General features: G+C 62.3%; 24 protein-coding genes. 9 read left to right on the top strand and 15 right to left on the bottom strand.

Annotated features, from left to right (window positions below):
• Positions 1-70: 70 nt before the first annotated feature.
• On the bottom strand, positions 71-1,357 hold the full coding sequence (gene ccrA / locus AC2FMN_RS10610) for a crotonyl-CoA carboxylase/reductase (RefSeq protein WP_496682128.1): 1,287 nt from the start codon (positions 1,355-1,357) through the stop codon (positions 71-73).
• Positions 1,358-1,469: 112 nt separating this feature from the next.
• Positions 1,470-2,855, bottom strand: a complete 1,386-nt coding sequence (locus AC2FMN_RS10605) for a 1-acyl-sn-glycerol-3-phosphate acyltransferase (RefSeq protein WP_496688088.1) — start codon at positions 2,853-2,855, stop codon at positions 1,470-1,472.
• Between the two features lie 146 nt (positions 2,856-3,001).
• On the opposite strand from AC2FMN_RS10605, the gene AC2FMN_RS10600 reads away from it, so the two are divergent.
• From AC2FMN_RS10600 to deoD, 3 genes are all read left to right on the top strand, one after another.
• Positions 3,002-4,969: a protein meaA gene (locus AC2FMN_RS10600; protein ID WP_496688085.1), complete on the top strand. Its 1,968-nt coding sequence runs from the start codon at positions 3,002-3,004 to the stop codon at positions 4,967-4,969.
• A 114-nt stretch (positions 4,970-5,083) separates the two neighbouring features.
• Complete coding sequence (locus AC2FMN_RS10595; RefSeq protein ID WP_496682133.1) at positions 5,084-5,401, top strand: H-NS histone family protein; 318 nt, start codon at positions 5,084-5,086, stop codon at positions 5,399-5,401.
• Positions 5,402-5,420: 19 nt separating this feature from the next.
• A complete protein-coding gene (gene deoD, locus AC2FMN_RS10590) occupies positions 5,421-6,131 on the top strand; it encodes a purine-nucleoside phosphorylase (protein WP_496682136.1) in 711 nt (236 codons plus the stop codon).
• 30 nt (positions 6,132-6,161) lie between these two features.
• Here deoD and AC2FMN_RS10585 read toward each other — a convergent pair whose 3' ends face one another.
• The 11 genes from AC2FMN_RS10585 to AC2FMN_RS10535 all read right to left on the bottom strand — a co-directional run bounded on the left by AC2FMN_RS10585 (position 6,162) and on the right by AC2FMN_RS10535 (position 14,608).
• Positions 6,162-7,007, bottom strand: coding sequence for an urea carboxylase-associated family protein (locus AC2FMN_RS10585; RefSeq protein ID WP_496688190.1), 846 nt, complete (start codon positions 7,005-7,007; stop codon positions 6,162-6,164).
• A 325-nt stretch (positions 7,008-7,332) separates the two neighbouring features.
• Positions 7,333-7,479, bottom strand: coding sequence for a hypothetical protein (locus AC2FMN_RS10580; RefSeq protein ID WP_496688082.1), 147 nt, complete (start codon positions 7,477-7,479; stop codon positions 7,333-7,335).
• A 136-nt stretch (positions 7,480-7,615) separates the two neighbouring features.
• Positions 7,616-8,395 (bottom strand): succinate dehydrogenase iron-sulfur subunit, encoded by a 780-nt coding sequence (locus AC2FMN_RS10575; RefSeq protein WP_496683194.1) that lies wholly within the window; start codon positions 8,393-8,395, stop codon positions 7,616-7,618.
• Positions 8,396-8,407: 12 nt separating this feature from the next.
• Positions 8,408-10,213 (bottom strand): succinate dehydrogenase flavoprotein subunit, encoded by a 1,806-nt coding sequence (gene sdhA / locus AC2FMN_RS10570; protein ID WP_496683195.1) that lies wholly within the window; start codon positions 10,211-10,213, stop codon positions 8,408-8,410.
• A 19-nt stretch (positions 10,214-10,232) separates the two neighbouring features.
• Positions 10,233-10,604, bottom strand: coding sequence for a succinate dehydrogenase, hydrophobic membrane anchor protein (gene sdhD, locus AC2FMN_RS10565; RefSeq protein WP_149776948.1), 372 nt, complete (start codon positions 10,602-10,604; stop codon positions 10,233-10,235).
• Between the two features lie 13 nt (positions 10,605-10,617).
• Positions 10,618-11,004 carry a succinate dehydrogenase, cytochrome b556 subunit gene (gene sdhC / locus AC2FMN_RS10560; RefSeq protein WP_149776949.1) on the bottom strand — a complete coding sequence of 129 codons (387 nt, stop codon included), beginning with the start codon at positions 11,002-11,004 and terminating at the stop codon, positions 10,618-10,620.
• A 215-nt stretch (positions 11,005-11,219) separates the two neighbouring features.
• A complete protein-coding gene (locus AC2FMN_RS10555; RefSeq protein ID WP_496688079.1) occupies positions 11,220-11,882 on the bottom strand; it encodes a DUF1194 domain-containing protein in 663 nt (220 codons plus the stop codon).
• A 60-nt stretch (positions 11,883-11,942) separates the two neighbouring features.
• The gene (locus AC2FMN_RS10550) at positions 11,943-12,971 is read right to left on the bottom strand and encodes a MaoC family dehydratase (RefSeq protein ID WP_496688077.1); all 1,029 of its coding nucleotides are present in this window, start codon (positions 12,969-12,971) and stop codon (positions 11,943-11,945) included.
• Positions 12,971-13,177: a DUF1737 domain-containing protein gene (locus AC2FMN_RS10545; RefSeq protein ID WP_496688075.1), complete on the bottom strand. Its 207-nt coding sequence runs from the start codon at positions 13,175-13,177 to the stop codon at positions 12,971-12,973. The genes AC2FMN_RS10550 and AC2FMN_RS10545 overlap by 1 nt, the downstream gene beginning before the upstream one ends.
• 12 nt (positions 13,178-13,189) lie before the next feature.
• Positions 13,190-13,744: an NnrU family protein gene (locus tag AC2FMN_RS10540; protein WP_496683211.1), complete on the bottom strand. Its 555-nt coding sequence runs from the start codon at positions 13,742-13,744 to the stop codon at positions 13,190-13,192.
• 6 nt (positions 13,745-13,750) lie between these two features.
• Positions 13,751-14,608, bottom strand: coding sequence for an HpcH/HpaI aldolase/citrate lyase family protein (locus tag AC2FMN_RS10535; RefSeq protein WP_496688072.1), 858 nt, complete (start codon positions 14,606-14,608; stop codon positions 13,751-13,753).
• A 168-nt stretch (positions 14,609-14,776) separates the two neighbouring features.
• On the opposite strand from AC2FMN_RS10535, the gene AC2FMN_RS10530 reads away from it, so the two are divergent.
• A complete protein-coding gene (locus AC2FMN_RS10530) occupies positions 14,777-15,082 on the top strand; it encodes a hypothetical protein (RefSeq protein WP_496688069.1) in 306 nt (101 codons plus the stop codon).
• A 3-nt stretch (positions 15,083-15,085) separates the two neighbouring features.
• Here AC2FMN_RS10530 and AC2FMN_RS10525 read toward each other — a convergent pair whose 3' ends face one another.
• Complete coding sequence (locus AC2FMN_RS10525) at positions 15,086-15,841, bottom strand: sulfite exporter TauE/SafE family protein (RefSeq protein WP_496688066.1); 756 nt, start codon at positions 15,839-15,841, stop codon at positions 15,086-15,088.
• Positions 15,842-16,001: 160 nt separating this feature from the next.
• Here AC2FMN_RS10525 and mdh point away from each other — a divergent pair, with 160 nt between their 5' ends.
• Entirely contained in the window at positions 16,002-16,964 is a 963-nt protein-coding gene (mdh, locus tag AC2FMN_RS10520; protein WP_496683221.1) for a malate dehydrogenase, read from the top strand.
• A gap of 98 nt (positions 16,965-17,062) precedes the next feature.
• On the opposite strand, the gene AC2FMN_RS10515 is transcribed toward mdh, so the two are convergent.
• Positions 17,063-18,055, bottom strand: a complete 993-nt coding sequence (locus AC2FMN_RS10515; protein WP_496688063.1) for a zinc transporter ZntB — start codon at positions 18,053-18,055, stop codon at positions 17,063-17,065.
• 368 nt (positions 18,056-18,423) lie between these two features.
• On the opposite strand from AC2FMN_RS10515, the gene sucC reads away from it, so the two are divergent.
• The 4 genes from sucC (at position 18,424) to AC2FMN_RS10495 (ending at position 24,124) form a co-directional block, all read left to right on the top strand.
• Complete coding sequence (gene sucC / locus AC2FMN_RS10510) at positions 18,424-19,617, top strand: ADP-forming succinate--CoA ligase subunit beta (RefSeq protein WP_496688061.1); 1,194 nt, start codon at positions 18,424-18,426, stop codon at positions 19,615-19,617.
• Between the two features lie 84 nt (positions 19,618-19,701).
• Positions 19,702-20,586 (top strand): succinate--CoA ligase subunit alpha, encoded by an 885-nt coding sequence (gene sucD / locus AC2FMN_RS10505; RefSeq protein ID WP_496683228.1) that lies wholly within the window; start codon positions 19,702-19,704, stop codon positions 20,584-20,586.
• Positions 20,587-20,630: 44 nt separating this feature from the next.
• On the top strand, positions 20,631-21,173 hold the full coding sequence (locus AC2FMN_RS10500; RefSeq protein WP_496688058.1) for a DUF805 domain-containing protein: 543 nt from the start codon (positions 20,631-20,633) through the stop codon (positions 21,171-21,173).
• Positions 21,170-24,124 (top strand): 2-oxoglutarate dehydrogenase E1 component, encoded by a 2,955-nt coding sequence (locus AC2FMN_RS10495; protein ID WP_496688056.1) that lies wholly within the window; start codon positions 21,170-21,172, stop codon positions 24,122-24,124. Before AC2FMN_RS10500 ends, AC2FMN_RS10495 begins: the two co-directional genes overlap by 4 nt.
• The last annotated feature ends 2 nt before the right edge of the window (positions 24,125-24,126 follow it).

Genomic DNA, 24,126 nt, shown 5'->3' with positions numbered 1-24,126 from the left:
GCTGCAAAACAGAAAACGCCCGCGAGTCGCCGGAACGATTCGCGGGCGTTGATGTGTTTCAACGCCCCGCTCAACCGCGGGCGTCCAAGACCTCCTCGAGGGTGCGTAGCCCGGTGCGCGGCGCCTGAACCAGAACCGACATGTTTCCTGGCTTGTGCTCGTTGCGCATCATCTTCATGTGGGCTTCGGGCAGTTCGTTCCAGGGGAACACCTCGGACATGCAGGGATCAAGCCGCCGTTCGAGCATCAGTCGGTTCGCCGCCGAGGCCTGCTTGAGATGCGCGAAATGCGACCCCTGCAGGCGTTTCTGGTGCATCCACATGTACCGAACGTCGAAGGTCAGGTTGTAACCGGTGGTGCCGGCGCAGATGACCACCATGCCGCCCTTCTTCACCACGAAGGTCGAGACCGGGAAGGTGGCTTCGCCGGGGTGCTCGAAAACCATGTCGACATTCACGCCCTTGCCGGTGATGTCCCAGATCGCCTTGCCGAATTTGCGGGCTTCCTTGAACCATTCGGCGTATTCGGGTGTGTTGACCGTAGGCAACTGACCCCAACAGTTGAAATCCTTGCGGTTGATGACACCCTTGGCGCCCAGCCCCATGACGAAGTCGCGCTTGCTTTCGTCCGAGATCACGCCGATTGCGTTGGCGCCCGCCGTGTTGATCAGCTGGATCGCGTAGGAGCCCAGACCGCCCGACGCGCCCCAGACCAGAACGTTCTGGCCCGGCTTCAGGTCATGCGGTTCATGGCCAAACAGCATCCGGTAGGCGGTGGCCAGCGTCAGCGTGTAGCAGGCGCTTTCTTCCCAGGTCAGGTGCTTGGGGCGCGGCATCAGCTGCTGCGCCTGCACGTTGGTGAATTGCGCAAACGACCCATCGGGCGTTTCATAGCCCCAGATCCGCTGGCTGGGCGAATACATCGGGTCACCGCCGTTGCATTCCTCGTCGTCGCCATCGTCCTGGTTGCAGTGGATCACGACCTCGTCGCCGACCTTCCAGCGTTTCACCTTGTCGCCCACCGCCCAGACGATGCCCGATGCATCCGAGCCCGCGATGTGATACGGGGCCTTGTGGCCATCAAAGGGGCTGATCGGTTTGCCGAGCGAGGCCCAAACGCCGTTGTAGTTGACGCCCGCCGCCATCACCAGAACCAGCACTTCGTGGCTGTCCAGCTTGGGCACATCGACCACTTCCAACTGCATCGCAGTGTCGGGCTCACCGTGGCGCTCCTTGCGGATGGCCCACGCATACATCTTCTTCGGCACATATCCCATCGGCGGGATTTCACCCATTTCGTAGAGGTCTTTTTCCGGTGCCTCGTAGGACGCGATGCCGCTGTCGGTGTCCAAAGCCATTGTGGCCTCCTCTGTCAAACATGTTCGCCGCGACGCAGAATCGCGCGCTTCATAGGCTGGAATATTGGCCCATGAGTAATTTTGCAACCCATTTCGGATCATTATTGAAATTTTATGACCCAGCAGCCGCAGAAATTTCTTTTGCAGCCGCAGAACCATCCGGGTCTTCGCTGATGGGCGCTGAGGCGGCATAATACTGCATCAGATCCAGCCGCTCGACCGATGGCGACAGCATACCGTTGTTTCTGCTCAGTATTCGCCGTTCAACCAGTTGTTCGATCGCTGGCGAAATAGCTTTCAGGTCTTCGTCCGTCGCGCCTTCCCGCCGCATCAGTTCGGCGATGCGTGACTGAACGTCAGACTCGGAGATGGTGCCGTTCTCGCGAACGAGCCAACACGCGGCGGGCGCTGGTACCAAAGGAATCGCCCGACCGATCCGACGCATCAGTTCTCGGGCCAGATCCGTCATCAAGTCCGGGCCAGCTTGTTTGCGGAACTCCTGCAGCGAAATGGGCAGGCCGTACCGAACCGAGGCCAAGCCGAACCGCTTGTAGCGCCCGATGATACGGCGCCATACCTGTTTCAGGCTCCACCTTGTGATCACGCCGATCCGAGCGCGAAACCGCCGTTCGCTGCCCAGGGCGGCAGCGGTCAGGATCGTATCCTCCAGCACCCTGTCATAGTTCAGCGCAACCGGCACGAACACCACATCCCGCCCATCGGGGCTGGTGCCGTCGATGATGTATTTCAGCAGCCCTAGCTTGGGTCGGCCCAGCGCCCCGGTCAGGCTTAGGCCACCTTCAGGAAACATCGCCTGCGTGACACCGGCATTGGTGGCCAAGCGCACATAGCTGGCCAGAACCTGCCGGTAGAGTTCGCTGCCGGACTTGCGCCGGATGAAATAGGCTCCCATCGCGCGGATCAACCGGCTGAGCGGCCAGACCCGTGCCCACTCGCCCACCGCATAGGACAGCGCCGACTGTTGGGCGGCCAAATAGGTCACCAGAACATAATCCATGTTGCTCCGGTGATTCATTACAAAGACCACGGTTGCTTTGGGATCGATCTCCTTCAATGCGGCCTCGTCCTCGTGGCTGAGGCGGACATTGTAGAACGCGTTGCTCAACCACCGAGCCAACCGAATGGCAAAGCTGAAATACATGAAGGCCGAAAACGACGGGACGATTTCCCGGGCGTATCGCCGGGCCTGCTCGAACGCGACCGCTTCGGGGATACCATGTTCTTCGGCGTGGTGCTGAACAGCCTGACCAACCTGCGGGTCATAGATCAGGCGTTGGATCATGTCATGACGCTCGGCCAGTTTGAACGGCTGGATTGGCCGTTGCAGGCGCTGGTTCAACCGTTCAACAGCCCGTTCAAGCCGGCGGCGAAAGAACCAGCGCACCGACGGGAACAGGAAATGCGAGGCAAAAGTGACCGCGGCAAACACCACGATCAGAACAAACAGCCAAATCGGTAGCTCAACGGTCTGCGTCATGCCGGCACAGTGCCACCAAACCGCCGCCGTCACAATCGGCAGCACGCCGTACATGCCGCAACGCAGCGAATTGACATGTGCTGAAAATTGCGCTTTAGAACCCATGAGAGAAATATTGTTACCCATCGACGCATGAGGCTCTGACCATGACGCAGACGCAGAAAGACCGCCCCTGGCTCATCCGAACCTATGCCGGTCATTCCACGGCCAAAGCCTCGAACGCGCTGTACCGGTCTAACCTGGCCAAAGGGCAGACCGGTTTGTCGGTTGCCTTCGATCTGCCGACGCAGACGGGTTATGACAGTGATCACACCCTGGCCCGGGGCGAGGTCGGCAAGGTCGGGGTGCCGGTCTGCCACCTGGGGGACATGCGGGTTTTGTTCGATCAGATCCCGCTGGAGCAGATGAACACGTCGATGACGATCAACGCCACAGCCCCTTGGCTGCTGGCGCTGTATATCGCGGTGGCCGAGGAACAGGGCGCCGATGTGTCCAAGCTGCAGGGCACGGTACAGAACGATCTGATCAAGGAGTATCTCAGCCGCGGCACTTATGTCTGCCCACCCAAGCCCTCGCTCAAGATGATCGCGGATGTGGCCGAGTACTGTTATTCGAACGTACCGAAATGGAACCCGATGAACGTGTGTTCCTATCACCTGCAAGAGGCCGGCGCGACGCCCGAGCAGGAGTTGGCCTATGCGCTGGCCACCGCCATCGCGGTCCTGGACGAGTTGCGTCCCCGCGTTCCGGCCGAGGATTTTCCGGCGCTGTGCGGCCGCATCTCGTTTTTCGTGAATGCGGGCATCCGATTTGTCACCGAAATGTGCAAAATGCGGGCCTTCGTCGATCTTTGGGACGAAATCCTGCAACAGCGCTATGGCGTGGAAAACCCCAAGTTCCGCCGATTCCGCTATGGTGTTCAGGTCAACTCGCTGGGCCTGACCGAGCAGCAGCCCGAAAACAACGTCTATCGCATCCTGATCGAGATGCTGGCCGTGACCCTGTCGAAAAAGGCGCGCGCCCGGGCGGTGCAATTGCCCGCTTGGAACGAGGCACTGGGCCTGCCGCGCCCCTGGGACCAGCAATGGTCGATGCGGATGCAGCAAATCCTGGCTTATGAGACAGACCTGCTGGAATATGACGACCTGTTCGACGGCAACCCGGTGGTCGATGCCAAAGTCGAGGAACTGAAGCAGGGCGCCCGGGCCGAGCTGGCCAATCTGGAGTCGATGGGCGGTGCGGTTGCGGCGATCGACTACATGAAATCGCGGCTGGTGGATTCCAACGCCGAGCGGCTCAACCGGATCGAGCGCAACGAGACCATCGTCGTCGGCGTGAACCGCTGGACCGAGGGTGAGCCCTCGCCGCTGCAGACAGAGGATGGCGGGATCATGGTCGTCGATCCGGCGGTCGAACAGGAACAGATCGATCGCCTGAACGACTGGCGTGCCGCCCGCGATGACGCCGCCGTGGTCGCGGCGCTGGCCGATCTGCGCGCCGCCGCGCAATCGGGCGCCAACATCATGGAGCCCTCGATCGCCGCGGCCAAGGCCGGCGTCACCACCGGCGAATGGGCCGAAGAGATGCGGCGCGTCTTTGGCACCTATCGTGGCCCGACGGGCGTTTCGGGGTCGGTCTCGAACAAGACCGAAGGCTTGGACGACCTGCGGGCGGCGGTGGATGCGGTCAGCGACCGCATGGGGCGTCGCCTGAAATTCCTGGTGGGCAAGCCGGGGCTGGACGGCCATTCCAACGGTGCAGAGCAGATCGCCTTCCGCGCCCGCGACTGCGGCATGGACATCACCTATGACGGCATCCGCCTGACCCCCGAGGAAATCGTGAAGTCGGCCATGGATCAGCAAGCTCATGTGATCGGCCTGTCGATCCTGTCGGGCAGTCACCTGCCGTTGGTTCAGGAAGTTATGACACGCCTGCGCGAAGCTGGCTTGGGTGATATTCCCGTTGTCGTCGGGGGCATTATCCCGGACGAAGACGCGGATCGCCTCAGATCGATGGGTGTTGCCAATGTCTATACTCCCAAGAATTTCGAACTGAATGCGATCATGGGAGACATCGTGGCGTTGGCAGATCGAAAAACGATCGCCGCAGAATAAAACAGAAATGAGCGCGCTTATTATTCGATTTCAGTAAAAAAGATTAGAAAACAAAGAAAGTTCTCCTTACCGTGTGCGGACAATTCGCAACCGAAATTGACAGGTACGGGGAAAATGGCGATCAATCTTGAAAAAATGTCGCGTCAGGAACTTCTGGAATTGCGCGGCCAAATCGACACGGCCTTGGAGAATGCCGAGGCCCGCGAGCGCGAAGAAGCCCTGAAAGCGGCTGAACAGGCCGCGGCGGCTTATGGGTTCTCGCTGTCGGACCTGACGGTGAAGGCGTCCAGATCTGGAAAGAGCGGCAAAGCCAAGGCAAAATACCGGAATCCGGCTGACCCTTCGCAAACTTGGACGGGGCGCGGGCGCAAACCGAAATGGGTACACGAAGCGCTGAAAGCCGGAGCAGATATAACCGATCTCGAAATCTGAATGAGGGTTTTGTACCAAAATGACAATTCACATTGGCGCCGAAAAAGGTGAAATTGCCGAAACCGTGCTTTTGCCCGGCGACCCCTATCGCGCGAAATGGGCAGCGGAAACTTTCCTGAGCAATGTCCGCCAGATCAACGATGTGCGCGGAATGCTGGGATTCACCGGCGAATGGAAAGGCAATCCGGTCACCATTCAAGGCAGCGGAATGGGAATGCCCTCGCTGTCTATTTACGTCAATGAACTGATCCGGGACTACGGTGCGAAAACCCTGATCCGCATCGGCTCGTGCGGTGGCATGCAGGAAAACGTCAAACTGCGCGATGTGATCATTGCGATGACGTCAACGACGCTCAGCACGCCGTCTCGGGGCATCATGAAAGAGATCAACTTCGCGCCCTGCGCCGACTGGTCGCTGTTGCAGGCGGCCGTGCAGGCGGCCGAGGCGAAAGGAACCCCGATGCATGTCGGCGGTATCTACTCGTCGGACGTGTTCTATGACGAACGCCCCGACCTGAACGAGCAGATGGTGCGCCACGGTATCCTGGGTGTCGAGATGGAGGCCGCCGAGCTGTATATCCTGGCCGCACGGCACAAATGCCGCGCTCTGGCGGTTCTGACCGTGTCCGATCACCTGCTGACCGGCGAGGCCCTACCCTCGTCCGAACGCCAGAGCAGCTTTGGCGACATGGTGGAAATTGCGCTGCACGCCGCCTTCCCGAACGCCTGAAGCCAACCGGCCCGGGGCTATTCCCGGGCCTCAGCGCCCGTGCGAGCGGTCATAGCCATTGGGCGCCGGGCTTTGCCATCCGGTCAACGTCCCCTCGGCAGGCGCAAACACTTCGACAAGCAGCGGATGACAGGCGGCGGTGTCCGATGAATGCTCGGCCGAGCAATCTCCGCCCGGGCATGCGCTGAGGTTGCCCAGCAGGTCGATCTCGGCGAAAAACTCCAGATAGTCGCCCGGACGCACCGGCGACGCCTTCATGAAATATTGCCCGGTATCGCGGGTGAAGCCGGTGCACATGAACACGTTCAGCACGTCGTGCACGGCCGGCTCGGCCTCGGCCAGCGAAAGGCCCAGATGGTCGGCCAGCGCCCGGGTCAGGTTGGAATGGCAGCACTGGTGATACTGCGAGCCCGACAGAAGATTGCCGGTGTAGGGGTCGCAACGCGTTCCGATCACGTCATGCACCGATCCGCCATATTCGTCGATGCCGTACCAGTCCAGCGTGTCGGCCACGATCGTCGCCATGGGGCGCAGATGGGGAAAGCTGGACCACAGCCGCTCGCCCGTCGTCACGTGGGTTCCGTGCAACGCGCGGGTCTTGCCTGAATAGAAACGCTCGGACAGGTCGTGCAGGCTCCACAGGTTCAGGTCACCGACCTGCGGGCCCTCGACCGAAGTAATGCGAAAGAAATGCCTAGCCGGAACCTCGAAACACCGCGCATCGCGTGGCGGGACCAAAACCTCGCCCGTTTTGCGCGCGGTTGACCGGGCCGCCCCAAGCAGCGGCATGTCCGGCGCCGGGAGGCTGTCATTGGGATAGCAGATCACCGGAGCGATGGCCCGGCGGGCGGCGGCGTCGGGTGGTGCGTTCATCATGCTGCGTCCGTCCATGTTTTCGACACAGTGACGCAGATCGCGGCGGCGGGAAACCCCAAGGAGTCGCTGACACCGAAATGTCAGGTTCCGGTTCGCTCGCACTGGTTCGGCTGCGTCTCGGAACGGGACACGGCACCGCAGAATGCACAGCTCCAGATCCCGTCCTTCCGGTGTCGCCGCCACCGACAGTCCCGCGTCAGCGCCGACGTGCGCGATCGCCAAAAGAAATAGGCGAATACACCGGCGGCGAGCAGGAGCAGAAGAATAGGCATGCCCCTGCTTCGCTCACATCGTGCCGATGTTCAAGCCCAACCCCAGCCGCACATCAGGCCGCGTTGGCGTATTCGAACAGTTCGGGTTCCTTGTCCTCGGCGTGTTTCGCCGGCGCGGGTGTATAATAGGCCCAAGCCTGCTCCAGCAACTTCAGGGCTTCGGTTGCATCGGTTTTCGCGGTGCTGTTTTCGGTTTTCATCGGAGTGATCCTGTTTCCAATCCGTCACTCCTCCCCAGCGCCAAACATAAGCCCGACCGGGGCGGCGCACATCCGATGATTTCACATGTGGGCCATGCACTTGCCGCAATGCGGCAAGTGCGGTCTTGGTTCGGGGTCAAACGGTGCGTTCGACCATCAGCTTCTTGATCTCGGCAATCGCCTTGGCCGGGTTCAGACCTTTGGGGCAGGTCTTGGCGCAATTCATGATCGTGTGGCAGCGATACAGCTTGAACGGATCCTCGAGCTGATCCAGACGCTCGCCCGTGGCCTCGTCACGGCTGTCGATGATCCAGCGATAGGCATGCAGCAGCGCGGCGGGGCCAAGATAACGGTCGCCGTTCCACCAGTAGCTGGGGCACGAGGTCGAGCAGCTGGCGCACATCACGCATTCATACAGGCCGTCCAGCTTCTTGCGGTCCTCGATCGACTGCCGCCACTCTTTTGCGGGCCGGTTGGTCTTGGTTTCCAGCCACGGCATGATGCTGGCGTGCTGCGCATAGAAATGCGTCAGATCGGGGATCAGGTCCTTGACCACCGGCATGTGCGGCAGCGGATAGATCTTCACGTCGCCCTTGATCTCGTCCATGCCGTAGATGCAGGCCAGCGTGTTGATCCCGTCGATGTTCATCGCGCAGGAGCCGCAGATCCCCTCGCGGCAGGACCGGCGGAAGGTCAGCGTTGGGTCGATCTTGTTCTTGATGTAGATCAGCGCATCCAGGACCATCGGGCCGCAATCGTCCATGTCGACGAAATAGGTGTCGACCCGCGGGTTCTGGCCATCGTCCGGGTTCCAGCGATAGATCTGGAACTTGCGCACGTTGCTCGCCCCTTCGGGCTTGGGCCAGGTCTTGCCCGTCGTGATGCGCGAATTCTTGGGGAGGGTCAGTTGTACCATGTGTTCCTCTCCTTAGAAGGTCCGCGCCTTGGGCGCGATCTTTTCAAGGCTGATGCCGCCCTGTTCTTCGGGCGTCAGCGGATCGACGATGACCGGGCGATAGCTCAACTCGACCGAGTTGCCCTCGACCCGCGCCACGGTGTGCACGCGCCAGTTCTCATCGTCGCGCTCGGGGAAGTCCTCGTGCGCGTGGGCGCCGCGGGATTCCTTGCGCGCCTCGGCACCAACGATGGTGGCCAGCGCGTTGGGCATCAGGTTGGTCAGCTCCAGCGTTTCCATCAGGTCGCTGTTCCAGACCAGGCTGCGGTCGGTGACCTTCAGGTCGTCCAGCTTTGCCGCGATCGCGGTCATCTTCTCGACGCCTTGCGCCAGCGTCTCGGCGGTGCGGAACACGGCTGCATCTTCCTGCATGGTCTTCTGCATTTCCAGCCGCAATTCGGCAGTCGGGGTCGCGCCGTTGGCGTTGCGCAGCGCGTCGAACCGGTCGAAGGCCTTGTCGACCGACGCCTTGTTCAGCACCGGGTTCGGCGCTTCGGGGTCCACCACCTTGCCGGCGCGGATCGCGGCGGCCCGGCCGAACACCACCAGGTCGATCAACGAGTTCGAGCCCAGCCGGTTGGCGCCGTGCACCGAGGCGCAGCCGGCCTCGCCCACGGCCATCAAGCCGGGCACCACGGCGGTGGGGTTGTCGGCGGTCGGGTTCAGCACCTCGCCCCAATAGTTGGTCGGAATGCCGCCCATGTTATAGTGCACCGTCGGCAGAACCGGGATCGGCTCCTTGGTCACGTCGACGCCGGCAAAGATTTTGGCCGATTCAGAGATCCCCGGCAGCCGCTCGGCCAGAGCCTCGGCCGGCAGGTGCGACAGGTTCAGGTGGATGTGATCACCATTCTTGCCCACACCCCGCCCTTCGCGGATTTCCATCGTCATGCAGCGGCTGACATAGTCACGCGGGGCCAGGTCCTTGTAGTGGGGCGCATAGCGCTCCATGAACCGTTCGCCTTCCGAGTTGGTCAGATATCCACCCTCGCCGCGCGCGCCTTCGGTGATCAGACAGCCCGAGCCATAGATGCCGGTCGGGTGGAACTGCACGAATTCCATGTCCTGCAGCGGCAGACCCGCGCGGGCCACCATGCCACCACCATCGCCGGTGCAGGTATGGGCCGAGGTCGCGCTGAAATAGGCGCGGCCGTAACCGCCCGTAGCCAGCACGACCATCTTGGCGTTGAAGACATGCATGGTACCGTCGTCCAGCTTCCAGCAGACGACGCCCTGGCACTGACCGTCCTCGGACATGATCAGGTCGATCGCAAAATACTCGATGTAGAATTCCGCGTTGTTCTTCAACGACTGTCCGTACAACGTGTGCAAGATCGCGTGACCGGTCCGGTCGGCGGCGGCACAGGTGCGCTGCACCGGCGGGCCCTCCCCGAATTCAGTGGTGTGGCCACCGAAGGGGCGCTGATAGATCTTGCCTTCCTCGGTCCGGCTGAAGGGCACGCCATAGTGCTCCAGCTCATACACCGCCTTGGGCGCCTCGCGCGCCAGGTATTCCATCGCGTCGGTGTCACCCAGCCAGTCCGAGCCCTTGACGGTGTCATACATGTGCCACTGCCAGTGGTCGGGGCCCATGTTCGACAGCGACGCCGCGATGCCGCCCTGTGCCGCGACGGTGTGCGAGCGCGTCGGAAAAACCTTGGTCACGCAGGCCGTGCGCAGCCCCTGCTCGGCCATGCCCAGCGTGGCCCGCAGCCCGGCCCCACCGGCGCCGACGACAACCACGTCATATTCGTGCGTTTCGTATTCGTATGCAGCCATTTCTTTCAGCTCCGGGGTGTTAGAGGGCGATGCGGGCGATGGCAAAGATGCCAGCGGCGGCCGCGCCATAGGACAGACAGGTCACGAGGATGATCAGAACCTTTTCAAGCGTGCCGTGCACATAGTCCTCGATCATCACCTGCGCGCCATCGGCGAAGTGCTTGAAGCCAACGGCCAGCGTCAGCGCCGCAACGATGGCCGGGAACGGGCGCGAATAGTAGTCCAGCATCACGTCATAAGGCTGGCCCAAGGTCGGCCCGAAGGTAAAGACGAACAGCGGCACGAGGATCAGCAAGGCAACCGAGCTGACCTTCATCGCCCAGAAATGCTGGGTGCCGGATTTGGCCGAGCCCAGGCCAAGGGCACGTTTGCGGTCGGTAAGGTAACGCATGTCAGGCCTCCGGTTATGCAACGATCAACAGGGTGACGAGGGTCAGAACGACCGATCCGATCACGACCGCCCAACCCAGCTTGTAGGCAGTGGGCAGGTCCAGCCCGACGGCGTTGTCCCAGATCAGGTGGCGGATGCCGGCCAGGGTGTGGTACCACAGCCCCCACAGCGACAAAGCCATCACCAAGTCGCCCAGCAACGACGTAATCACGGCATTGGCGGTCGCATAGGCCTCGGGCGAGGTGGCCGCGGCCAGGAACCACCACACGATCAGCAGCGCCGCCACCAACATGGCGTTGCCGGTGATCCGCGTGAGGATCGAGGTGACAGAGGTCAACTGTGGACGATAGATTGACAGATGCGGCGAAAGCGGGCGGTTCCCCCGATTGACATCGGCCATGGCGGCTCCTTTTTGGGTTGGCTACCGAAGGTTTTACTGCTTTTTACATCTCTGTCACGCGCCGCAGGTGCAAAAAAGAGCAAATTGCGCGCAAATGACCCTATTGGCCGTTTTTTGTGATCACGCAAAATATTCCTGTGATCACAAATCTCATCGCTACCCGTCAAGTTTAGCGTTTTCAGGCCGCAAGCGATGTGATCACGAATCTTTTTCCGTCACTTGACCCTAGCCGTCTGCCGGGTGACTTCGCGCAGCAGTTTCTTGCGGATACGTTCGGGATAGTCTTCAAAACCCGCAGCCGAGACCACGAAGGCACCTTCGCCCACGATGACGTTTTCATAGAAATAGGCGGTCAGATCGGGCTCGCTTTCCTCGATGGCGATGGCGTTCACGGTGATCCCCTGACGGCGCAGCAGGTCGTGTATTTCGGTCGGCTCAATGCCTTCGTTCGACACCCCGTCGCCCGAGATGTCGATCAGGCGGCGCTTGCAGTCTGGTACGTCCAGAAAACTGTTCACGGTCATTTCCAACGCCTCGCCGATCGCGGTCGAGAAGTTGCGCCACACGCGGGGATCGGTCGCCACCTGTTCCGCAAATGCGTCCACCGCGGCGAACCCGTCGATGCGGGTCCAGGGGATAGTGATGCGCTGGCGCGACGCGCCGGTCCATTGCACCAGCATCAGCCGGGCCTGGCCGCGCACCAGCGCCTCGGACACGACCGGGTCGCGCAACCCGGCCGCCAGCCCATCCATCTGGATGCGGTATTCCGAACTGTCGACCGAGCCGGAAACATCCACGGCCAAAGCCAGCGCCAGATCGCAGGCCGACGCCGGGCGGCCGAGACAGAGCGCAGCAGCAAGGATACGCAGAAAAGACATGAGCCGAACCTAGCACGGTTCGGCCCGGTCGGGATCACAAGACTGTGGGGGTCAGCCCGCTCAGATCGGCATCAGCGCCCAATAGTCCAGATCCAGCAGCACGTCGGGGCTGTACTTTCCATCCTGGCCGCGCAAGGCAAAGGGCTCGCCGCCCTTGGTCGCCACCAGTCGCAGGCGGATGGCACCCACACCCGGCACACCGGTTTCGGCCTTGTCCAACACCTCGGACCACGCCTTGATGGTGTCTCCGGCGAAACAGGGGTTGGCATGGGCACCGCCGTTCAGGCCGACGATCATCTGCGCATTGGCCAGCCCGTTGAAGGACAAGGCGCGCGCCATCGAGATCACATGGCCGCCATAGATCAGCCGCCCATCGGGTCGGAAAGTCAGGTCGAAATGCACTTTGGCGGTGTTCTGCCACAAGCGGGTGGCCAGCATGTGCTCGGCCTCTTCCACGGTCACGCCGTCGACATGGTCGATGGTTTCGCCGATCTGGTAGTCACCCCAGCGGTGCGGTTCACCTGCCAGAGCAAAGTCATATTTGCAGAAATCCAGCCCGTTCGGCACCATGAGGTCGCGGGGCTCCAGCGCCTTTTTCAGGTCCGGCACCACGGTTTCCGGGGCAGGCGCATCAAGGTTCGATTTCCGCACCATCACCCAGCGCACATATTCGATCACCACCTCGTCGCGCTGGTTCAGCCCGCGCGTGCGCACCCAGACCACGCCGGTCTTGCCGTTCGAGTTCTGTTTCAGCCCGATGACCTCGGATTCCGACCGCAGGGTGTCTCCGGGATAGACGGGCTGCAGCCAACGCCCCTCGGCATAGCCCAGGTTCGCGACCGCGTTCAGCGACACATCCGGCACCGTCTTGCCGAACACCACGTGGAACGCCGCCAGATCGTCGATCGGGCTTTGCGGCAGGCCGCAGCTCCGGGCGAACTCGTCCGAGGAATAGAGCGCGTGGCGCGCGGGATAGAGCGCATGATAGAGCGCGCGCTCACCCACCGTCACGGTGCGGGGCACCGCATGGTGCAGCACCTGCCCGATGGCGTAATCCTCGAAAAAGCGGCCCGGATTTGTTTTTGCCATTACTGCTGTCCCAGTTTCATGTCAGGGGAATAATCGGCCGCGACCTGCTTGGTCACGGCCTGCGCACAGCGCATCTTGTTGGTGGACGGGTCGAACGCATAGGCCGGAGAGCCGTGCAACTCCCACCCTTCGGCCAGCGCCTCGGACACCTTGTGGCAGAAGGCCGAGGTGTCCTCTTCGGTCAGCAGTCGATAAAGTTTCGCCATCAGATCACCCGCCTAGCCCGGGAACGGAGACGGGCCGACCAGCCCGTGAATGTAGCCGATGACGCCCAGCAGCACGATCGAGGCCACGAAGAACATCGCATCCTTGCCCAGCGTTCCCGGCTCGCCCGGGGTCCAGTCGGGCTCGGACTTGTTGATGACGATCACTTCGACCACCGCCCATGCCAACAGGCCGCCGAACAGGATGATCGACGCCAGATCACCATTGACCAGCAGATGCGCAAAGGCCCAGAGCTTGAACCCGCCCAGCATCGGATGACGCACCTTGTTCAGCAGTCGGCCCTTGGTTCCGGCCGGGCTCATCATCCAGATCGCGATTAACACCAGCAGGTTGTTGATGTGGATCATGAAGCTGGGTGGTGCCCAGACATGGATGAAATCGGTCATGCGATAGCCGAAAATCATCAGCAGGATCGACACGACCAGCGCACCCGCAACGGCCCCCTTGCCGGCGTCACCCATGGCCGCGCGGCGGGCGGGCATCAGGCGCTTGAACAGATGTGCGGCCCACCAAAGCGCCACACCGAGAATGAGAAGAACGAAGCCCATGCTGGCTTACCCCGCTTGCAAAGCTGATATCGCCTCTGCTTTTGCCAGAATTTCGCGGGCAGTTACAACGTGCAGATTTTCCACGATCTTGCCATCGACCACGGCAACGCCCTGCCCCTTGGCCTCGACCTCTTCGAAAGCGGCGATCTGACGGCGGGCTAGGTCGATCTCAGCCTCGGAGGGGGCGAAGGCGGTGTTGGCGGCCTCGACCTGCGCGGGATGGATCAGGGTCTTACCGTCGAAACCCATGTCGCGGCCCTGCGCGCATTCGACGGCCAGCCCCTCGTTATCCTTGAAGGCGTTGTAGACACCATCGACGATCAACAGCCCCTCGGCCTTGGCGGCCAGCAGGCACAGACCCAGCGAGGTCATCAGCGGCAGGCGGTCGGGGCGGAATCGGGTCTGAAGCTCTTTGGCCAGATCGTTGGTGCCCATGACAAAGCCCGCCATCAGCGGGTGGGCCGCGATCTCGGCCGCGTTCAGCATGCCGCGCGGGGTTTCCATCATCGCCCAGATCGGCAGGTCGCCGGTGATTGCGGCCAGCGCATCGACATCGGCGGCCGAGTTGACCTTGGGCAGCAGCACCACGTCGGCATCCATCTCGCGCACGGCCTCGGCATCGGCGCGGCCCCAAGGGGTGTCCAGACCGTTGATTCGCACGATCTTGACGCGCGGGTCATAGCCGCCCGACGCCAGCGCGGCCTTGAGCGTTTCACGTGCGTTCTCTTTTTCATCGGCGGCAACCGCGTCTTCCAGGTCGAAGATGATGGCATCGACGGGCAGCGAGCGCGCCTTGTCGAGCGCCCGTTCCTTGGAGCCTGGAATGTAGAGAACGGATCGGTAGGGGCGCTGGCGCGGGTCCATGGGAACCTCTCGTTGAAATAAAGTTGCGCAGAATGGGGCATTTTTTGCCGGAAAGTTCAAGCGCAAAATCGCCGCATTGCAGCATGCGACGCAACGCCCGGTGGTTTTACCGCAATTGCAGAGGGTTCCGGCAGCCTTGGTCCAGTCAACAGGCACAGGGGGCCGGAAATGAATCAGCGGTTGTTTCAGATGACGATGGGGCTGGGAATCATGGTGCTGGCGGCGCAGCAGGTACAGGCGCAAACGTCGAACTGTGCGCCACGACCGGACGTGCTGCAGCGGTTGGCAGAGACCTATGGCGAGACCCGGCGCGGTATCGGCATGGCGCGGCAGGGTGCGGTTATGGAGGTCTTTACCTCGGACGAAACCGGCACTTGGACGATCACCGTGACACTGCCCAACGGGCTGACCTGCCTGGTGGCCGCGGGCGAGGCCTATGAGACGCTGGCCGATGCCCTGCCTCCGAACACATGACAGTCAGATCAGCGCGTCCCAGATCAGCTTTGACCCGGTCAGGGTCAGCAGAACATAGGCGATGCCGAAGAACAGCCGCTCGGACATCATCCAATGGGCGCGCACGCCCAGCCAGGCGCCGAGGATGGCGAAAGGGGTCAGCAGCAGGTCGGCCCAAGCGGTCTGCAGGGTGAACATGCCCAGATAGGCATAGGGGACGAACTTGGCGATGTTGATGACCCAGAAGACCAGCACGGTGGTGGCCTGGAACTCGGTCTTCGTCAGGCGCTGTGTCAGCAGATAGACGGCGGCGGGCGGGCCGCCGGCGTGGCTGACGAAGCTTGTGAAGCCGGCGACCAGCCCCGCGAACAGCCCGGCCGGAGGCGGCAGGCGGTTGGCGAAGCCGCGCACCCAGCCGCGGGTCTGCGCCACATGCCAGACAACGAAGCCCACCGAAATGCCCCCGATCAGCAGGCGCAGCAGGTCTTCATCGGTCGCCCGGTACAGCAGCGCGCCCAGCGCCACGCCCGGCACCGCGCCCAGCATCAGCAGACGCGCGTCGGGCCAGTTCCACCGTTTCCAGTAGGGGCGCAGGGTGGCCAGGTCGATCACCATCAGGATCGGCAACATTAGCGCCAGCGCCTGCCCCGGATCAAGGATCAACGCCAGAATCGACGACGACGCAAAAGCCACGCCCGAGCCGAAGCCACCCTTGGAAATGCCCGCAAAGATCACGGCCGGGATCGCCACGGCAAAAAACATCAGGTTCAATTCGACCATGCGGCGGCCTCGAAACGGCTTGTCCTGTGGGTGGTTTAGCGCAACCGGCCCGGGGCAGGCAAACGGTATGCGGTCGCATGCCGCGCCGCAGAACCCTTGCGCAACGGCGTTTTAGCGACTAGCAAAACCGCGATTTCAAAACCGACCGGAGACAATCCAAATGGCCAGACCCAAGATCGCGCTGATCGGCGCAGGTCAGATCGGGGGCACGCTTGCCCACCTCGCAGCAATGAAGGAACTGGGGGATGTCGTTCTGTTCGACATCGCCGAGGGCATCCCGGAAGGCAAGGCGCTGGACATCGCCGAATCCGGCCCGTCCGAGGGCTTTGACGCCAAGCTGAAGGGCACCCAGTCCTATGAGGACATCGCAGGTGCAGACGTCTGCATCGTGACCGCCGGCGTGCCGCGTAAGCCGGGCATGAGCCGTGACGACCTGCTGGGCATCAACCTGAAGGTGATGAAGTCGGTCGGTGAAGGCATCGCCGCCCACGCCCCCGACGCCTTCGTCATCTGCATCACCAACCCGCTGGACGCGATGGTCTGGGCGCTGCGCGAGTTCTCGGGCCTGCCCCACAACAAGGTCTGCGGCATGGCCGGCGTGCTGGACTCGGCCCGCTTCCGCCACTTCCTGGCCGAAGAATTCGACGTGTCGATGAAGGACGTCACCGCCTTTGTTCTGGGCGGCCATGGCGACACGATGGTGCCTTCGGTGCGCTATTCGACCGTTGCCGGCATCCCGCTGCCCGACTTGGTCAAGATGGGCTGGACCACGCAGGAGAAGCTGGACGCCATCGTCCAGCGCACCCGTGACGGCGGCGCCGAGATCGTCGGCCTGCTGAAGACCGGCTCAGCCTATTACGCGCCCGCCACCTCGGCGATCGAAATGGCCGAAGCCTATCTGAAAGACCAAAAGCGCGTTCTGCCCTGCGCGGCCTATTGCGATGGCGAGTTGGGCGTGAAGGGCATGTATGTAGGCGTGCCTACCGTAATCGGCGCCGGCGGCATCGAGCGGATCGTGAACATCCAGTTGAACGCGGAAGAACAGGACATGTTCGACAAGTCAGTCAACGCCGTGAAGGGTCTGGTTGAGGCCTGCAAAGGCATCGACAGCTCGCTGGCGTAACACTCGGCTCGGGTCACCGGGGCTCCGGTGGCCTCGTCAAACAATCGATCGTCGCCCCGCTGGTGCCCACCGGCGGGGCGTTTCGATTGACAGGACGGTCAGCGAAACATCCCAAGCCATCGCGCCACCAGCAACAGCACCCCTCCCAGGGCCACCAGCAGCAAACAAACAACCCAGAATGCGTTCGGGTCTTGGGCCCCGGGGATGCCGCCGACGTTGATCCCCAGCATGCCAGCCACCAGACCCAGGGGCAGAAATACGGCGCTGACAACTGACAATACCAGCATACGGTTGTTCATGCGTTCGGCACGTTCATCCATCAGCTGGTCGAGAATGATCTGAACCCGTTCGCGCACGGCCGCCAGATCTTCGCCAATGCGGTAGATGCGCTCCGAGGCTTCGCGCAATCTCGACCGGTCATAGGGCTGCAGCCAGGGCAAATCTTCGATCTCGAGCGTCGTCAACGCATCGCGCTGTGGCACCAGGTATCGCCGCAGAACGATGGATGACCTGCGGATCGCCGCGAGTTCAGCCCGGGAAATCTCAGCGTCCGGCTCCAACAGCAACTCCTCGAGGTCATCCACGCGTTCGTTCAGATCGGTGATGGCGGGCTCGGCCCGGTCGGCCAGCCGCAAGGCCAACCGCGCGACGAAGTCACCTGGCGATCGCGGTGCCTGCCCACGATCGATTGCCGCCAGCATGTCCGCAACCGCATCCAGTGGGCGGCGCCAGACACCGATGATCTTTGTTTCCGTCAGCCACAGTCGGACCGAGATCATGTCCTCGGGCGGCTGCCCCTCCAGCAGGTTCACGCCCCGCAGGTTCAGGATGACGCCTCCGCCATGCACGGTGCAGCGGGGCCGTGTTTCGCCGGCCATCAGCGCATCTATCACGAACTCATCCAGCCCGGCGGCGCGGAGCAGCGCAACCGTGCCTTCTCCCTCAAGACGCAAGTGCTGCCAGGCAAACTGCTCTTCCGGACCGCGGGGTGACCAAGCGGGAAAGCCATCGGCATCCAGCAGCCGCGCATTGCCAGATCCATCGAAGATCATGGTCATCGTGTCGGGAAGGGAAGGAGTGGTCACTGTCATCCGCTCAGTCATTTCTTATTCGACCCAAGTATCTTGACGGATCAAGACAGGTCCAGACAGGTTAGCGGCCAAGCGCGCCGGCGCCAAGTCATTCGAATTCGGCGAGGCCCGATACTCCACCGCGATCCGAGCCAGTACTGTTGGCGCAAACGGCTTAGAAGGCGGCTCTTGAATGTATTTTTGCGACAGATTCTCGGCGGGTCGAATCAACATCAACCAACTCATCTTTTGTGATCACACCCCAAAATGCCGTGATCACAAAAACGGAAAATCCTCGGCAAAAACCTTCTTCCGGTAAGAAAACCCTTTAATTTTGCCCGTTGGACACCCCTATAACGATCCAATCGTAGTCAGACGGGACAGTTTCGATGAACATTCACGAATATCAGGCCAAGGCCCTTCTTCGCAGCTATGGCGCGCCGGTTTCGGACGGTCGCGCGGTACTGCGTGCGGAAGAGGCGAAAACCGCAGCCGGTGAACTGGACGGCCCGCTTTGGGTGGTCAAGGCGCAGATCCATGCCGGGGGCCGCGGCAAGGGTCACTTCAAGGAACCCGACGCCGGCGACAAGGGCGGCGTGCGTCTGACCAAATCGGTAGAGGAAGCCGCCGAAGAAGCCAAGAAGATGCTGGGCCGCACGCTGGTCACGCACCAGACCGGCCCCGAAGGTAAGCAGGTCAACCGCGTGTATATCGAGGCCGGATCGGGCATCGAGCGCGAGCTGTACCTAGCCCTGCTGGTCGATCGCCAGACCAGCCGCATCTCGTTCGTGTGCTCGACCGAAGGCGGCATGGACATCGAGGAAGTGGCCGCCGCGACGCCCGAGAAAATCCTGTCCTTCTCGGTTGACCCGGCCACCGGCTATCAGCCGTTCCACGGCCGCCGCATCGCTTTCTCGCTGGGTCTGGAAGGCGGGCAGGTCAAGCAGTGCGTGCGCCTGATGGGCATCCTGTACAAAGCCTTCGTCGAGAAGGACATGGAGATGCTGGAAATCAATCCGCTGATCGTGGCCGAGGGCGGCGACCTCAAGGTGCTGGACGCCAAGCTGAGCTTTGACGGCAACGCGATCTATCGCCACCCCGACATCGCCGAACTGCGCGACACCACCGAGGAAGACCCCAAGGAGTTGGAAGCCAGCAAATACGACCTGAACTACATCGCGCTGGATGGCGAGATCGGCTGCATGGTCAACGGCGCGGGCCTGGCCATGGCCACGATGGACATCATCAAGCTTTACGGAGCCGAGCCGGCCAACTTCCTGGACGTGGGCGGCGGCGCCACCAAAGAGAAAGTGACCGAGGCGTTCAAGATCATCACCAGCGACCCGAATGTCAAAGGCATCCTGGTCAACATCTTCGGCGGCATCATGCGCTGCGACGTCATCGCCGAAGGCGTCGTCGCCGCGGTGAAAGAGGTGGGCCTGAAGGTTCCGCTGGTGGTGCGTCTGGAAGGCACCAATGTCGAGAAGGGCAAGGAGATCATCAACACCTCTGGCCTGGACGTGATCGCCGCAGACAACCTGGACGACGCCGCGCAGAAGATCGTGAAGGCGGTCAAGGGCTGAACCCGTTAACGCAGGGCGGGTCACGGCCCGCCATTCCGATGAATGCTGGCGGGTCGGACCCCGCCGAAAACAGGAGAACGCCAAATGGCAGTCCTCATCGACGAAAATACCAAAGTGATCTGTCAGGGCTTTACCGGCTCGCAGGGCACGTTCCACTCTGAACAGGCCATCGCCTATGGCACCAAGATGGTCGGCGGTGTGACGCCGGGCAAAGGCGGCATGACCCATCTGGGTCTGCCCGTGTTCAACTCGGTCCACGAGGCCAAGCACCAGACCGAGGCCAACGCCACCGTGATCTACGTGCCGCCGCCCTTTGCCGCGGATTCGATCCTCGAGGCGATCGACGCCGAGATGGAAGTGATCGTCTGCATCACCGAAGGCATTCCGGTGCTGGACATGATGAAGGTGAAGCGCGCGCTGGAAGGCAGCAAATCGCGCCTGATCGGCCCGAACTGCCCCGGTGTCATCACGCCCGACGCCTGCAAGATCGGCATCATGCCCGGCCACATCCACAAGCGTGGCTCGGTCGGCGTCGTGTCGCGTTCCGGCACGCTGACCTACGAGGCGGTCAAGCAGACCACCGATGTGGGTCTGGGCCAGTCCACCTGCGTGGGCATCGGCGGCGACCCGATCAAGGGCACCGAGCATATCGACGTGCTGGAGTGGTTCCTAGCCGATGACGAGACCGAGTCGATCATCATGATCGGCGAGATCGGCGGCTCGGCCGAGGAAGAAGCCGCGCAGTTCCTGGCGGATGAGGCCAAGAAAGGCCGCAAGAAGCCGGTCGCCGGGTTCATCGCTGGCCGCACGGCGCCTCCGGGCCGCCGCATGGGTCACGCGGGCGCCATCGTCGCCGGCGGCAAGGGCGGTGCCGAAGACAAGATCGAAGCCATGCGCAGCGCCGGCATCGTCGTGGCCGAAAGCCCCGCCAAGCTGGGCGAGGCCGTGCTGGAAGCGATCGGCAAGTAACCTGCCGGCCCGACTTGCGGGCCGGCCCCAGCGGAGCGAAACACATGACCTTCACCGAAGCCGTCAGAACGTGTTTCTCCAAGTATTTCACCTTCTCGGGGCGGGCCTCTCGCCCCGAGTATTGGTATTTTTTGCTGTTCATCGTGATCTGGAACGCGATCGCCGCGGTCATCGACTGGCAGTTCTTCACCCAGGTTACGACCATCCAGACCGAGGCCGGAACCTCGGTCACCGCGGTATCCAGCCAGCCGGTTCAGACGATTGTCGGCCTGATCGTGTTTTTCCCGCATCTGGCCGTGGCCTGGCGGCGGATGCACGATACCGGGCGCAGTGGGCTTTATGCCCTGCTACCGGTCCTTCTGATCCTTGGGGCTGCGGCCGTTCTGGTCTTTGGCATCGGCCTCGCCTCGAGCTTCCAGCATGGCGGAAACCTCGACATCCTGTTTACCCGCGCCACGCTGCTGATCGTGATCCCGACGCTGCTGGTTCTTTTCGTGTCGCCCCTGCTGGTGCTGTGGTGGCTGTCCCGCCCCAGCCAGCCGGGCACCAACAAATACGGTCCCAACCCATATGAGGTAGCCCAATGACCGAACACTCGCCCAATTCCGCCTTCCATGCCTCGAGCTTCATGCAGGGGCACAATGCCGAGTATCTGGAGCAGCTTTACGCCCAGTACACCAAGGACCCCGGCGCCATCGACGCGGCCTGGGCCGAGTTCTTCCGGCAGATGGGAGACGCAGCACCCGACGTCCAGAAAGAGGCGCAGGGCCCCTCCTGGGCGCGCCCCGACTGGCCGCCGATGCCCAATGATGACCTGACCGGCGCCCTGACCGGCGAATGGGCCGAGACCGATGCCAAGGCGGCCGGCGACAAGATCAAGGAAAAGGCCGCCAAGGCGGGCGTCGAGGTCAGCGACGAGCAGGTCAAGCGCGCAGTGCTGGACTCGATCCGCGCTCTGATGCTGATCCGGGCCTACCGCATCCGCGGGCACCTGGTTGCCGATCTCGACCCGCTCGGCATGCGCTCGACCGAGCCCCACCCCGAGCTGGACCCCAAGACCTATGGCTTCACAGACGCCGACATGGACCGGCCGATCTTCATCGACAACGTGCTGGGTCTGCAAGTCGCCAGCATGCGCCAGATCGTCGAGATCGTGAAGCGTACCTATTGCGGCACCTTCGCACTGCAGTACATGCATATTTCCGACCCGGAACAGGCCGCCTGGCTGAAGGAACGGATCGAGGGCTACGGCAAGGAAATCGCCTTTACCAAGGAAGGCCGCAAGGCGATCCTGAACAAGATGGTCGAGGCCGAAGGCTTCGAGAAGTTCCTGCACGTGAAATACATGGGCACCAAGCGGTTCGGCCTGGACGGGGGCGAGGCGCTGATCCCGGCGATGGAGCAGATCATCAAGCGCGGTGGCGCGCTGGGTCTGAAGGAAATCGTCATCGGCATGCCGCACCGCGGCCGTCTGAACATCCTGGCCAACGTGATGGGCAAGCCTTACCGCGCCATCTTCAACGAATTCCAGGGCGGCAGCTTCAAGCCCGAGGACGTGGACGGCTCGGGCGACGTGAAATACCACCTGGGCGCCTCGAGCGACCGCGAGTTCGACGGCAACACCGTGCACCTGTCGCTGACGGCGAACCCCTCGCACCTGGAGGCGGTGAACCCGGTTGTTCTGGGCAAGGTCCGCGCCAAGCAGGACCAGCACAGCGACACCGAGCGCACCCAGGTCATGGGCGTTCTGCTGCACGGAGACGCGGCCTTTGCCGGTCAGGGCGTGGTGGCCGAGGGCTTTGGCCTGTCGGGTCTGCGCGGCCACCGCACCGGCGGCACCATGCATATCGTGGTGAACAACCAGATCGGCTTTACCACCGCGCCGCATTTCTCGCGTTCGAGCCCCTATCCGACCGACATCGCGCTGATGGTCGAGGCTCCGATCTTCCACGTCAACGGCGACGACCCCGAGGCGGTGGTGCATGCGGCCAAGGTGGCGACCGAGTTCCGGCAGAAGTTCCACAAGGACGTGGTCATCGACATGTTCTGCTATCGCCGGTTCGGTCACAACGAGGGCGACGAGCCCATGTTCACCAACCCGATCATGTACAAGAAGATCAAGACCCACAAGACCACGCTGTCGCTGTACACCGAGCGGCTGGTCAAGGACGGACTGATCCCCGAGGGCGAGATCGAGGACATGAAGGCCGCGTTCCAGGCGCATCTGAACGACGAGTTCGAGGCCGCCAAGGAATACAAGCCCAACAAGGCCGACTGGCTGGACGGGCGCTGGTCGCATCTGGACAAGAACAAGGAAGAATATGTCCGCGGCGAAACCGCGATTTCGCCCGACACCCTGGCCGAGGTCGGCAAGGCGCTGGTGAAGGTGCCCGAAGGCTTTGCCCTGCACAAGACGGTGGGCCGCCTGCTGGAACACAAGAAGCAGATGTTCGAAACCGGTCAGGGCTTTGACTGGGCCACCGGCGAGGCGCTGGCCTTCGGGTCGCTGCTGACCGAGGGCTACCCGGTGCGCCTGTCGGGGCAGGACGCTACCCGCGGCACCTTCAGCCAGCGCCATTCGGGCTTTATCAACCAGGAAACCGAAGAGCGCTACTATCCCCTGAACCACATCCGCTCCGGACAGGCCCAGTACGAGGTAATCGACTCGATGCTGTCGGAATACGCGGTTCTGGGCTTCGAATACGGCTATTCGCTGGCCGAGCCCAACGCGCTGGTTCTGTGGGAGGCCCAGTTCGGCGATTTCGCCAATGGCGCGCAGATCATGTTCGACCAGTTCATCAGCTCGGGCGAAAGCAAATGGCTGCGCATGTCCGGCCTTGTCTGCCTGCTGCCGCACGGGTTCGAGGGGCAAGGCCCCGAGCACTCGTCGGCGCGACTGGAGCGGTTCCTGCAGATGTGCGGCCAGGACAACTGGATCGTGGCCAACTGCACCACGCCCGCGAACTATTTCCACATCCTGCGCCGTCAGCTGCACCGCACCTTCCGCAAGCCGCTGATCCTGATGACGCCGAAATCGCTGCTGCGCCACAAGCTGGCGATCAGCAATGCCGAGGACTTCACCACCGGGTCCAGCTTCCACCGGGTGCTGTGGGACGACGCGCAAAAGGGCAATTCGGACACGCAACTGGTGCCCGACGACAAGATCAAGCGCGTGGTGATGTGTTCGGGCAAGGTCTACTACGACCTGCTCGAGGAGCGCGACGCGCGCGGGATCGACGACATCTATCTGCTGCGGATCGAGCAATACTATCCGTTCCCGGCCCATTCGCTGATCAACGAGCTTGAGCGGTTCAAACAGGCCGAGATGGTCTGGTGCCAGGAAGAGCCCAAGAACCAGGGCGCCTGGAGCTTCATCGAACCCAACATCGAATGGGTCCTGACCCGGATCGGCGCCAAGCATACCCGGCCCAGCTATGTGGGCCGCGCCACCTCGGCCTCGCCCGCGACGGGTCTGGCCAGCCAACACAAAGCCCAACAAGAGGCGCTCGTGAACGAAGCGCTGAGCATTGAAGGATAAGA

Source organism: Ruegeria sp. BHSC037 (assembly GCF_059613045.1).
Note: the sequence above shows the minus strand (reverse complement) of the source record. Positions and strands in the feature narration are given on the sequence as shown.